Source organism: Amycolatopsis sp. NPDC004169 (assembly GCF_040610315.1).
GTDB lineage: Bacteria > Actinomycetota > Actinomycetes > Mycobacteriales > Pseudonocardiaceae > Amycolatopsis.
In genome coordinates this window covers 74,903-87,021 of record NZ_JBEXMD010000043.1, presented here as the reverse complement: position 1 = coordinate 87,021, position 12,119 = coordinate 74,903, and the positions used below count along the sequence as shown (strand labels likewise).

Sequence of the window (12,119 nt, the reverse complement as noted above, 5' to 3'; positions counted from 1 at the left end):
CCCTTGTTGTCTTTCTCTTCGCCCCCCCCCCCCCCCTTCCGGCTTTTTGCCGCCGCGCCCTCCTGGTTGTTCCCCGGGTTCCTGGCGTGCCTTGACACAACGTGACGGCCGCTGATGCGGCTCTGTATCGGGTCGGCAGGAGGGTGTGGTCGGGGGCCTGCGTCCGTTGCTGTCTCTTGGTGCTCTGCCGCCTTCGGCGCTTGTCCCCTCCGGCTGCTCTCCCGATCTCGTCGCAGGACCCCTCCTTTTGGTCTGGACAACTCGTACATTGGTCCAGACAATTGAGGTCTCTCCCCGACTGGAGGACCCGATGAGGCGTTCCCGACTGTCCGCAACCCTCGCCGCCTTCCTGCTTGCCCTCTCCGGCCTTCTTGCCGTTCCCGCTCAGGCCGCCAACCTTCTCGCCAACCCCGGCTTCGAAGCCGGGTCGCTGTCCGGGTGGACCTGCGCCAATGCGGCCACCGTCAGTAGTCCCGTTCACTCCGGCAGCTATGCCCTTGCCGGTACTCCCGTTGGCTCTGACTACGCACAGTGCTCGCAGACTGTCTCCGTTCAGGCCAACACCACCTACACCGTCTCCGCCTGGGTTCGGGGCAATCCCGTCTACCTCGGCATCACCGGTGGGCCCTCGACCTGGTCCGGCAACTCCGCCTACAACCAGCTCCAGCTCACCTTCACCACCGGTAACCAGACCTCCGCCCAGCTCTACCTCCACGGCTGGTACGGCGCCGGCACCTACTACGCCGACGACGTCGTGCTCGATGGGCCGGGTGGGAACACCCCTGGCACGCCCGGTGTCCCCGGTTCACCCCAGACCACCGGCGTCACCAGCACCTCCATCGGGCTGAGCTGGGGTGCCAGTGCCGGGACCGTCACGGGGTACCGCGTCTACGAAGGTGCCGCCGTCGTTGCCACCACCACTTCGACCAGTGCCACCGTCTCCGGGCTCAAAGCCTGCGAAACCCACAGCTACTCCGTCGCCGCCTACAACAGTGCCGGTGAGTCGGCGAAGAGCTCTGCTGCCAGCGCCACCACCAGCGGCTGCGTTGACACCGGCCTTCCCAAGCACGCCCTCGTCGGGTACCTGCACGCCAGCTTCGCCAACGGCTCCGGCTATGTGCGGATGGCCGATGTGCCCGCCGCCTGGGACATCATCGATCTTGCCTTCGGCGAGCCCACCTCCGTCACCTCCGGGGACATCCGGTTCACCCGGTGCCCCGTCAGCGAATGCCCGAACGTCGAGAGCGATGCCGACTTCACCGCGGCCATCAAGGCCAAGCAGGCTCAGGGCAAGAAGGTCCTGATCTCCATCGGCGGCCAGAACGGCCAGGTCCAGCTCACCACCACCGCCGCCCGGGACAAGTTCGTCAGCTCCGTCTCCGCCATCATCGACAAGTACGGCCTCAACGGGCTCGACGTCGACTTCGAAGGGCACTCGCTGTCGCTCAACGCCGGGGACACCGACTTCCGGAACCCGACCACGCCCGTCATCGTCAACCTGATCTCCGCGCTCAAGACGCTCAAGGCCAAGTACGGCTCGGGGTTCGTGCTCACGATGGCGCCGGAAACCTTCTTCGTGCAGGTCGGCTACCAGTTCTACGGCGGCTCGGGCGCCGGTGACGCGCGGACCGGGGCCTACCTGCCCGTCATCCACGCGCTGCGGGACTCGCTCACCGTGCTGCACGTCCAGGACTACAACTCCGGCCCGGTCATGGGCCTCGACAACACCTACCACAACATGGGCGGCGCCGAGTTCCACATCGCCATGACCGACATGCTCAAGGCCGGCTTCACCGTGGCGAACACCGGGCAGTTCTTCCCCGGCCTGCGCCCCGACCAGATCGCCATCGGGCTGCCCGCCGCCGTCAGCGCGGGCAACGGCTACACCTCGCCCGCCGATGTGCAGACCGCGGTGAACTGCCTGGTCAAGGGCAGTGGCTGTGGCTCCTACACCCTGCGCGGGGGCACGTCACCGGCTTTCCGCGGGTTGATGACCTGGTCGATCAACTGGGACAAGTACTACAACTGGGAGTTCCAGAACAGCCACGAGCCGTTCCTGAACGCCCTTCCCTGACGTCGGCGGTGTGCCCCGCCGCGCGGGTGGGGCACACTGCTGACGTGGTGAAACCGGCGCAGGGCGAGTCCGTGCTCCGCCGTGTCGTGCGCATCTTCGAGACCTTCGGGCCGGACACGCCCGCCCTGCGCGTCACCGACATCGCGCGGCGGGCGGACCTGCCCGTCGCCACCGCGTCGCGGCTCGTCGAGGAGCTCGTCGGGTACGGGTGGCTGCTGCGGGAGCCCGACCGGCGGGTCCGCGTCGGCGTGCGGCTGTGGGAACTCGCGTCGCGTGCTTCGCCGACGCTCGGCCTGCGCGAAGCCGCCATGCCGTTCATGGAGGACCTGCACGCCGTCGTCGGGCACCACACGCAGCTCGCGGTGCTGGAAGACCGGGAGGTGCTGTTCGTCGAGCGGCTCTCGGCGCCCGGTGCGGTCGTCAACGTGACGCGGGTGGCCGGGCGGCTGCCGCTGCACGCCTCCTCCTCGGGGCTCGTGCTGCTCGCCCATGCCCCCGCCGACCTGCAGGAACAGGTGCTGGCCGGCCCCCTCGAAGCCTACCGGCGGACGACGCTGACCGACGCCGCCCGGCTGCGGCGGTTCCTCGCCGACGTCCGGCGCACCGGCTACGCCCTCTGCGCCGGCTTCATCGACGAAGAGACCACGGGCATCGCCGTTCCGCTGCGGGGGCCCGGCGGAGACGTCGTCGCCGCGCTGTCGGTGATCGTGCCCAACGACCGGAACGCGCGGGCGCAGATCCCGGCCCTGCGGGCGGCGGCGCGGGGGATCTCGCGGGCGATGGGGAATTCCTCTCATTGAATGAGAATGTGGTGGTGGTGCCCCGGGTCGCCGATCCATGCTCGGGGCTCCGTCGTGGGAAAGGACGTCTCCAGTGCGCACCCAGGTAGCCATCGTCGGCGCCGGCCCGGCCGGGCTGCTGCTGTCCCACCTGCTCGGGCTCGAAGGCATCGACTCGGTGCTGCTCGAACGGCAGACCGCCGAGTACGTCCAGGCGCGCATCCGCGCCGGCATCCTCGAAGCGGGCACGGTCGAGCTGCTGCGGGAGGTCGGCCTCGGCGCCCGGCTCGACGTCGAGGGCATGGAGCACCGCGGCATTTACCTCCAGTGGCCGGAGAACCGCCACCACGTCGACTTCACCGACCTCATCGGCCGGTCCGTGACGGTCTACGGGCAGACTGAGGTGACCAAGGACCTGATGGCGGCCAGGGACAAGGCGGGCCACCCGGCGTACTACTCGGTCACCGACGTCGTCCTGGACGACGTCACCGGGCAGCCGTCGGTGTCCTTCGTGGACTCCGACGGGGTCGCACGGCGGATCGACGCGGACGCCGTCGTCGGCTGCGACGGGTTCCACGGGCCGAGCCGCGCCTCGGTCCCCGGGCCGCAAGTGTGGGAACGGGCCTACCCGTTCGCGTGGCTCGGCGTGCTCGCCGACGTCGCGCCGTCGACCGACGAGCTGATCTACGCCTGGCACCCGGACGGCTTCGCGATGCACAGCATGCGCTCGCCGCGGGTGAGCCGGTTCTACTTGCAGGTGACGCCGGACGAGGACATCGCGCAGTGGAGCGACGACCGGATCTGGACCGCGCTGTCCGAGCGGCTCGGCGTCGCGGGGTGGACGCTGGAGACCGGGCCGATCACGGAAAAGAGCGTGCTCCCGATGCGCAGCTTCGTGACCACCCCGATGCGGCACGGGAACCTCTACCTGGCCGGTGACGCGGCGCACATCGTGCCGCCGACCGGGGCCAAGGGCCTGAACCTGGCGGTGGCGGACGTCGCGCTGCTGGCGCGGGCGCTGACGGCGTCGTTCCGCGGCGACGACCGGCTCGTGGACGCGTACTCGGAGACGGCGCTGCGGCGGGTCTGGCGCTGCACGCACTTCTCCTGGTGGATGACGTCGATGCTGCACCGCCACGGCGATGACTTCGACGCCCAGCTGCAGCTCTCCCAGCTCCACCGCACGGTGACGTCGGCGGCCGCGAAGACCGAGCTGGCCGAGAACTACGCCGGCCTGCCCCTGTAGCCCACCGGCAACCGGACGGTGAACGTCGACCCGGTGTCCACTTCGGACTCGGCGGTCACCGTCCCGCCGTGTGCCTGCACGAGGTGGCGCACGATGGCCAGGCCGAGCCCGCTGCCGCCGGTCTGGCGGCTGCGGGACTTCTCGGCCCGCCAGAACCGGTCGAACACGTGCGGCAGGTCCTCGGCGGCGATGCCGGTCCCGGTGTCCGCCACGGCCAGCGTCACCTCGTCCACAGTGGACGAGACGCGGATCGTCACCCGGCCGCCGGGCGGGGTGTGCCGGACCGCGTTCGTCACCAGGTTGCCGACGACCTGCCGCAGCCGCACCGGGTCGGCCTCCAGCGCGCAGTCGCCCGCGGTCGCCACGGCGAGCGTGACCCCGGCCGCGGCGGCGCGGTCGGCGTGCGCCGCGGCGACGTGGCCGGCCAGCTCGGCCGCGTCGAGCGGCTCCGGGTGCAGGCGAAGCTGCCCGGCGTCGGCCGCGGCGAGGTCCTGCAGGTCGTCGACGATGTGCTGCAGCAGCACGGTCTCTTCGAGCAGCGACGCGCTGAGGGCCCGGTCGAACGGCAGGTGCCCGTCTTCGGCGGCCTCCAGCCGGCCGCGGATGACGTTGAGCGGGTTGCGCAGCTCGTGGGCGATGTCGCTGACCATCGCCTTCCGCTGCTCCTCGATGCGTTCGCGGCGCGCGGTCAGGTCGTTGAACGCGGCGGCGAGGTAGCCGACCTCGTCGCGGGACTTGACCGGCGCCGGCCGGTCCTGCTGCGCCGCCTCGGTCAGCGCCCGCAGCGGGCGGGACAGCCGCCGCGCGACGAGCGCGGTGAGCGCGACGGCGAGCAGCAGCACGCCGCCGGTCACCGCGAGGATCCGGGCGAGGTTCTCCCGGGACAGGGTGAACGTCGGCAGCGGCGAGCCGCCGGGGCCGAGCGTGAACAGCAGCGCGGGCGGCGCGACGTACGGCGTGAGCTGCTCGCGGCGCGCCGAATCGAGGCAGCCCTGCAGCGGCCGCTGGTCGCCGGCGTCGCGGGCCTGCAGGTCCAGGTCCAGCTTCACCTCTCCGCCGCCCTGGCTCTGCAGGCAGCGGTTGACGGCCTCGTTCAGGGCGGCGAGCGCGGTCCGCTCGGTCGGCGTCGGCTCGGCCAGGTCGAAGAGCAGGCACTTGCCGGCGAAGTAGCGGGCGGAGAGCGGATCGAGCCCGGCCAGCTGCGGCCGCCCGCTCGGCGAGTCGCGCACCTGGCCGGGCAGGCCGACCATGGCCAGGCAGGCGGCGGCCTTCGTGGCCAGCGTGGTGAGCTCTTCGCGTTCGGACGGCGGCAGCTTGAACGGGCCGACCGCGCGCGGGTCGATGCCGCTCGTCCCGGCCTGGGGCAGCAGCACCGGGTCGACGTGCAGCGGGTCGACCGACGCGGTCGCCTTGACCGGCAGGGTGACCGGCGTGCCACCGGAGTCGCCGAGGACGTGCCGGTCGAGCGTGGTCAGCACGACCCGGCGGCCGGTCTGCTCCGACAGTGCCTTGAGCCGCGGGCCGACCTGGTCCCACGTGTGGTTCGCCGCGGCGAAGCCGAGCAGCTCGGTGTAGATCGTCGCGTCGCCGGAGAGGGCCTGGCCCTGCTCCTGCTGGATCGCGCGGGTGGTGGTCTGCACCGCGAGCCACGCGGTCGCCGCGATGGAGGCGAGGGCGATGAGCAGCGAAACGGCCGTGAGCCGGACGACGAGACTGCGCCGCCTCGGGAAGCTACGCGTCATCTTCCGCCGTCAGCTTGTACCCGACGCCGAAGACGGTCCGCAGGTAGACGGGCTTCTGCGGGTCCGGTTCGAGCTTCTTGCGCAGGTTGAGCACGTGGACGTCGATGATCCGGGTGCTGACGAACCGGTCGTCACCGCGGGTCAGTTCGAGCAGCTGGCGGCGGGTGAACACCCGGCCCGGCTGCCGGATCATCGTCTCCAGGAGCTGGAACTCGCCCGGGGTGGTCTCGACGGGACGGCCGCCGACGGACACCTCGTGCCGGACGGGATCCAGCCGCAGCCCGCCCGCGCGCAACGCGGTGTCGGGCGGTTCGCGGCGGCCGGCGGTGCGCCGCAGCAGCGTCCGGACCCGGGCCATCAGCTCGCGCGGGCTGTACGGCTTGGTCAGGTAGTCGTCGGCGCCGAGGTCCAGGCCGAGCAGCAGATCGTCCTCGGTGGCGCGGGCGGTGAGCATGAGCACGGCGACGTCGGACTCCTGCCGCAGCACCCGGCAGACGTCGAGGCCGTCGACCTTCGGCATCATCACGTCGAGGACCAGCAGGTCGGGCCGGTCGCGACGGGCCTCGTCGAGCGCCGCCCGGCCGTCCGGGGCCAGCACCACGGTGTGACCTTCGCTTTCGAGGTAGAGCCGGAGGACCTCGGCCTGCTTCTCGTCGTCCTCCGCGACCAGTACACGTGCGCACACGGCGTCGAGGGTAGGCGCCCTGACACCGTTGCCACCGCATCCTGACCGGATCTTCACACCTTGGCGCGCCCGGCCCGGGCCAGGACGACGTCCCCCCCCAGCACGACGCCGTCCTGGCCACCACCTCGCCGAGTCGCCGGCCCTGGCGCTGGCCGGGTGCCGCGGCTCCGGCGGATCGCGCTGGTCATCGCGTTCGACGAAGGCCGTGCGGCTTGGGCCCGTTCTCCAGCGACCAGGTGCGGCTCGGCATGGTGGCGAGGACTCGATCCGCGCTGCCCGGCCGATGGTCGACACCAGCCCGCACGCCCGGCGCTGGAGGCGGCAGCGGCGGATTCCTGCGAGAGCAGGCTTTCGTCCTCGCGCAACCGGCGGCGCACCTCGGCCCGGTCGGTCAGGCAGAGCCTAAGTCGCTTCGAGCGGGGACCAGACGCCCAGGAGGTGGAGGAGTTCTTCGGCGAGAGTGCTCGCTTCGGAGGCCATCCCGTCATGGTGCCGGAAACGAACCGGGCCGGGAGCGGACGGCGGCGGGTGGCCGCTGCCGGTGACGAGGCGCCGTGCCACCGGCGAACCGTCCGGGTTCCGTGCTCCGACTTCACCGTCTCGACATCGGGAACCGTGCGCGAAGTTGGTCGCGCGTATTCGCACGGTATTCGAGGGTCTCAGCGGGCGCAATTTCGGTATATACCAGTATGGACGCCTGTTGCGCCGCGGGGGTGGTTTGAACTGGGATAACAACCGCATCGCTGGCGTTTTTCGTGGACAGTTCTTTGGACACTTCGCGCTCTTTGGACGCAAACTTCGGGTGATGCGTGCAACGAGTCGGATCGGAGTGCGAATATCGAGACGTTCCCGCCGATGCGGTGCCACGCAGGCGGGGAACGCCCGGTGTCGAGTGCCACCTCGCGCCTGGGCGGGGGATCCGATGTCTCCGACTTCACCGACTCGACCGTTGCCAACGGCACCTGATGGCAACTCCGGGAGGCCGATCATGCGTACGAGGGAGAGCGGGCCGTGTGCGCTCGTCGCGGGCGACGAACCGGGCCCGGTGGCGCGCCGTGTTGCCCCGTTCGTGATTACGATCTTGCTCTGGCTGGAAACCAACTTGATCGACGGGTTCCAGTTGCCGACCTTGCTCGCGGTTCTTGCCGGAGCGGGTTTCTCGCTCGGCTCCGCTGTGCGCGGGCCGGGGGCGCTCCGAGTGCACCTCCGGCTCTCGGTGGCAGTCGGTGACGGTGCCGGACGTCTCGGATGAGTATCCGGGTGGATCACCAGGGGTGGTGGAGCCGCCCTCCGGCGCGGCGAAAGACTCATGGCTCGCGTCGCGGTACGTCGCTCCCCGAAGAACGCGGCCCCGATACGTTCCGCGTCTCGGCCAGGGTGGTGTTGACCTCGGAGGAAATGACACTCTCGACAGTCGACGGGTTCTTGGCCGTGCTGCGTCTGGTGCTGGAGCGATCAGGCCTGACAGCCGGACAGGTGGCAGCGAAGACGTCGATTGCCCGGAGTTCCGCCTACAACCTGGTATCGGCGTCGAGGACCGGGCTGCCGATCGATCCGGATCAGGTTCTGCTCTTCCTGACCGGCTGCGGCCTGAAGATGGAACAGGTCGACGAGGTCATGCACGCCTGGCGGAGGTTCGCTCTCGAACGTCGCCAGCGCAGACCTGCCGGCGACACTAAGCCAGAGCCGGCACCGTCTCGTCGAGGCGTGGAGGTGGACTTCGACAGGTGCCTCGACCAGCTGCAGCTCGTGCGGGCAACCGGCGACCTCGACAAGGCGGTTGTCTGGGCACGGAGGTTGACCTCGACACTGCTCGCGGAGAAAGCCGCCCAGCACGTCGCCGCGCGCTCGGCGGTGAGCGGGTGAAACGAACCGGGCCGGGAGCGGAGTGCTCCCGGCCCGGTCGCCGTCAGGTCAAGCTCGAACAAGGTCTCGCATCAGGATCCTTCGCCCCCTGCGGCACCCAGCGCACGTTCGCGAACGACGCCTGGAACGTGCCGTCCGTGTACACCAGGAACGGCGTGTTGATGTGCTCGAAGTCCAGCCCGTTGTCGAAGCAGGACACCGGGATCTTCACCGTCGTCTTCGGGCCGCCCGCCAGGTCGGTGAACAGCTTCGTCGCGTTCACCTCGCTGAAGCACGGGTACACGCAGTGCATGCTGATCACCGTGCGGTTGGCCGGTGCCTGCTGGACGATCGTGTCGAACTCCAGGGCCGCGTTGGCGTTCAGGTAGCTGCGCAGGTCGTTCGTGCCCGCCGTGTTCTGCATGTACAGCTGGGCCGCTCCGGCGCCCGTCCAGGTCGCCTTCAGGCCGTCGCCCTGGACGTTGACGTCCGTCGGGACGACGTTGATCTCGGTGTGGGAAGCCGTGCCGTCCGGGCCGATCACCGTGCCGCCCCAGTTCTCCGCCGAGCCGATCTGGCTGGTGTACGGCGGGACGTCGGTGCGGTCGAAGATCGACAGGTCCTCGGTCGCGGTCCCGCCGCCGCCGGTCGCCCCGCAGGACGCCGGGCCGGACGTCTCGTCCAGCTGGCCGACCGTGACGCGCTGGCCGCTCTTCAGGCCGTAGCCCAGCTTGAACAGCGGGTCGTAGTCCGGCGACCACGGGTTGAGCGGCGACTGGCACGCGCTCTTCGGCCACGAGTACGACAGCGTGCCCTGGTAGCCCGTGCCGTCCTTGCCCTTGACCAGCATGTCCGCCACGCCGCCGCCCTCGGTGCCCGGCAGCCACGCGGCCACGAACGCGTCGGAGCGGTTGATCTCCTTGTTCATGTACAGCGGTCGGCCGCCGACGTACACCGTGACGACCGGGGTGCCCTTGCCGCCGACCTTGTCCAGCACGGCCAAGTCCTCGGGGTAGAGCCGCGCCGCTTCGAGCGACTTGCGGGTCAGGTCGCCGACGCCCTCGGCGTACGGCGTCTCGCCGATGACCGCGATGACCGCGTCGAAGCCCTTCGGGTCGACGTTGCCGGTGGCGTCGAAGGTGACGTTGGCGTCGCCGAGGTTCTGCTTGATGCCGGTCAGGATCGACGTGGCGTTCGGGAAGTCGGCGTTGGTGTTGCCGGTGCCCTGCCAGCTCAGCGTCCAGCCGCCGGTCTGGTTCTGGATGTTGTCGGCGCTCTTGCCGACGACCAGGACCTTCGACGACGGCTTCAGCGGCAGCACGTTGCCGTTGTTCTTCAGCAGCGTCTGCGACTCGCGGACGGCGTCACGGGCCAGCCAGTTGTCCTTCAGCGCCTCGTCGGAGTTGGCGTAGGAGCGGTCGGACGGCTTCTGCGACTCGAACAAGCCGTCACGCAGCTTGACGCGCAGGATCCGGGTGACGGCGTCGTCGATCCGCGACATCGGGATCTGGCCGCTCTGCACCTGGGCGACGGTGTTGGTGATGAACGCCTTCCAGTCGTTCGGCACCATCACGATGTCGATGCCGGCGTTGATCGCCTGCGGGCACGAGGAGTTCGTGCAGCCGGTGACCTGGCCGATGCCGTTCCAGTCGGACACGACCAGGCCGTCGAAGCCGATCTTGCCCTTGAGGATCTGGTTCAGCGCCTTGTCGCTGCCGTGCAGCTTGCCCTCGTTGATGCCGAGGTCGGCGTTGGTCCAGCTGTTGAACGACACCATCACGGTCTGCGAGCCGGCGGCGAGCGCGCCGTAGTAGCCCTGGCCGTGGATGTTGATCATGTCCGCCTCTGACGAGGGGTTGACGCCCTGGTCCTGGCCCTTGAGCGTGCCGCCGTCACCGATGAAGTGCTTGGCGGTGGCGATCACGCCGTTGTAGCCGATGCGCTTGGTGGCGCCGTCCTGGAGGCCGTTGATGGCTTCGAAGCCGTACGCGCGGGTGATGCGCGGGTCCTCGGAGAAGCCCTCGTAGGTGCGGCCCCAGCGGTCGTCCTGGACGACGGCGAGGGTGGGCGAGAACGCCCAGTCCTGGCCGGTGGCGCGGATCTGCCGGGCGGTGGCGCCGGCGACGTCGCGGACCAGGCACGGGTCGTGCGCGGCGCCGAGGCCGATGTTGTGCGGGAAGACGGTGGCGCCGTAGACGTTGTTGTTGCCGTGCACGGCGTCGATGCCCCAGATGACGGGGATCTTCGTCCGGCTGGTCTTCGACGCGTTCCAGTAGGAGTCGGCGAGGTTCAGCCAGTCCTGCTGGGTGGCGTGCTTGTTGCCGGCTGGCCACGAGCCGCCGCCGTTGAGGACCGAGCCGATGGCGTACTGGCGGACCTCGTCGGGCGTGATCGCGGCGATCTCGGGCTGCGTCATCTGCCCGACTTTTTCCTCCAGGGTCATGCCCTTGAGGATCTCGGCGATCCGCTGCTCGTCGCCGGCCTTCCCCTTGAGCCTGCTGTCGACCTTCGGCCAGTCCGCGAGGGTCGGCAGGCTCTTCTCGATCTTGGCGCAGCCGTCCTTGTCCTTGGCGGGCTGGCCGATGACGGGTTGGGGGGTTTCCGCCTGGGCGGGGGTGGCCTGTGCTGCGGCACCCAGGAGGCTGAGACTCAGCAGCGTGACGAGCGAACTTCGGCGCGCACGAGCCCACGCGCGGGATCTTCTGGCCATGGTCTGGTCCATTCTGCGATGAACGGCGAACCGGCCGATCCTCACCGGGCGACGGGGACGGCGTCAATAGGTTTCGAGCTAGTTATTTCTCGACATAAAATAAGAGTCGTCCAGCGAGCGGGTGACGTGCTGTTCTGTCTAGCTCTTGCGCTGACCTGCGGCAAGGGTGCTTGCGGGCAAGGGTGTTGCCCGTTCGTCAGGGGTGCTGCAGCAGCTCGGCGATCGCCTGCACGCGGATGAGCGTGATCCCGTCCCGCTGCTCGACGGCGAGCGGGTGCCCGGTCGGCTCGACCTCGATCACCGGCCGCTCACCGGGTGGTTCATCAACGTCCAGTTCGGCGGGGACACCGACTTCAAGGAGGTGACGTTCAGTGAGGACGTCCGGTTCGTGGGCTGCACCCTGGATGGCCTCCCGTATGCCCCGCCGGAATGGGAGCCGCGGTCGGAGTACGAGGACTTCGACTGATTCCTCAGCTCAGCACCGACCCCGGCAGTTCCTCGAAGATCAGCCAGGTCCGCGTCGACCGCACCCCCTCCAGCGCCTGCAGGCGCTCCAGGACCACGTCGCGCAGCGTCGAGTTGTCCGGGGTCCGGACCAGCAGCAGGATGTCGAAATCCCCGCCCACCAGTGCCACGTGGTCCACGTACGGGATCTCGTGCAGGTCCGTCGCCATCGTGCGCCACGACGTCTGCTCCACCGTCACCATGATGTACGCCGATGTGCCCAAACCCGCCCGGCGTGGGTCGATCCGGGCTCCGAAGCCCGTGATCACCCCCTCCGCCAGCAACCGCTCCAAGCGCGCGTACGCGTTCGTCCGGGAGATGTGCAGCCGCTCCGCCAGGGCGCGGACCGCCAGCCTGCCGTCCGCCGACAGCTCCGCCAGCATCGCCCGGTCGACGTCGTCCAGAGCCGGGACCGTTCGTCCCGGCCACCCGCCGTGTGCCGGGCCACTGGTGGACGTTTGGTCAGGAAGAGCCACTCCTGAAGACCGTTTGTCGCTCATTTCCGCCAACCCTTGAACACAACACCGTCGAGAA

General features: G+C 69.7%; 9 protein-coding genes. 5 read left to right on the top strand and 4 right to left on the bottom strand.

Annotated elements, in window-relative coordinates:
• Positions 1-310 precede the first annotated feature (310 nt).
• From ABZX11_RS39275 to ABZX11_RS39265, 3 genes are all read left to right on the top strand, one after another.
• A complete protein-coding gene (locus ABZX11_RS39275; protein WP_354923187.1) occupies positions 311-2,074 on the top strand; it encodes a glycosyl hydrolase family 18 protein in 1,764 nt (587 codons plus the stop codon).
• A gap of 47 nt (positions 2,075-2,121) precedes the next feature.
• Complete coding sequence (locus ABZX11_RS39270; protein ID WP_354923208.1) at positions 2,122-2,874, top strand: IclR family transcriptional regulator; 753 nt, start codon at positions 2,122-2,124, stop codon at positions 2,872-2,874.
• Positions 2,875-2,947: 73 nt separating this feature from the next.
• Positions 2,948-4,099: a 4-hydroxybenzoate 3-monooxygenase gene (locus ABZX11_RS39265; protein WP_176175372.1), complete on the top strand. Its 1,152-nt coding sequence runs from the start codon at positions 2,948-2,950 to the stop codon at positions 4,097-4,099.
• Here ABZX11_RS39265 and ABZX11_RS39260 read toward each other — a convergent pair.
• Complete coding sequence (locus ABZX11_RS39260) at positions 4,078-5,841, bottom strand: HAMP domain-containing sensor histidine kinase (protein WP_354923184.1); 1,764 nt, start codon at positions 5,839-5,841, stop codon at positions 4,078-4,080. The two genes, ABZX11_RS39265 and ABZX11_RS39260, sit on opposite strands and share 22 nt — an antisense overlap.
• Positions 5,831-6,526 carry a response regulator transcription factor gene (locus ABZX11_RS39255; RefSeq protein ID WP_176175374.1) on the bottom strand — a complete coding sequence of 232 codons (696 nt, stop codon included), beginning with the start codon at positions 6,524-6,526 and terminating at the stop codon, positions 5,831-5,833. Before ABZX11_RS39255 ends, ABZX11_RS39260 begins: the two co-directional genes overlap by 11 nt.
• Before the next feature lie 1,248 nt (positions 6,527-7,774).
• Between ABZX11_RS39255 and ABZX11_RS39250 the strand changes: the two genes are divergently transcribed.
• Complete coding sequence (locus ABZX11_RS39250; RefSeq protein ID WP_354923181.1) at positions 7,775-8,392, top strand: hypothetical protein; 618 nt, start codon at positions 7,775-7,777, stop codon at positions 8,390-8,392.
• A gap of 43 nt (positions 8,393-8,435) precedes the next feature.
• On the opposite strand, the gene ABZX11_RS39245 is transcribed toward ABZX11_RS39250, so the two are convergent.
• Positions 8,436-11,024, bottom strand: coding sequence for an exo 1,3/1,4-beta-D-glucan glucohydrolase (locus tag ABZX11_RS39245; RefSeq protein ID WP_354923205.1), 2,589 nt, complete (start codon positions 11,022-11,024; stop codon positions 8,436-8,438).
• 331 nt (positions 11,025-11,355) lie between these two features.
• Between ABZX11_RS39245 and ABZX11_RS39240 the strand changes: the two genes are divergently transcribed.
• The gene (locus tag ABZX11_RS39240) at positions 11,356-11,547 is read left to right on the top strand and encodes a pentapeptide repeat-containing protein (protein WP_354923202.1); all 192 of its coding nucleotides are present in this window, start codon (positions 11,356-11,358) and stop codon (positions 11,545-11,547) included.
• Positions 11,548-11,551: 4 nt separating this feature from the next.
• Here ABZX11_RS39240 and ABZX11_RS39235 read toward each other — a convergent pair whose 3' ends face one another.
• Positions 11,552-12,085: an Lrp/AsnC family transcriptional regulator gene (locus ABZX11_RS39235; protein ID WP_354923178.1), complete on the bottom strand. Its 534-nt coding sequence runs from the start codon at positions 12,083-12,085 to the stop codon at positions 11,552-11,554.
• Positions 12,086-12,119 lie beyond the last annotated feature (34 nt).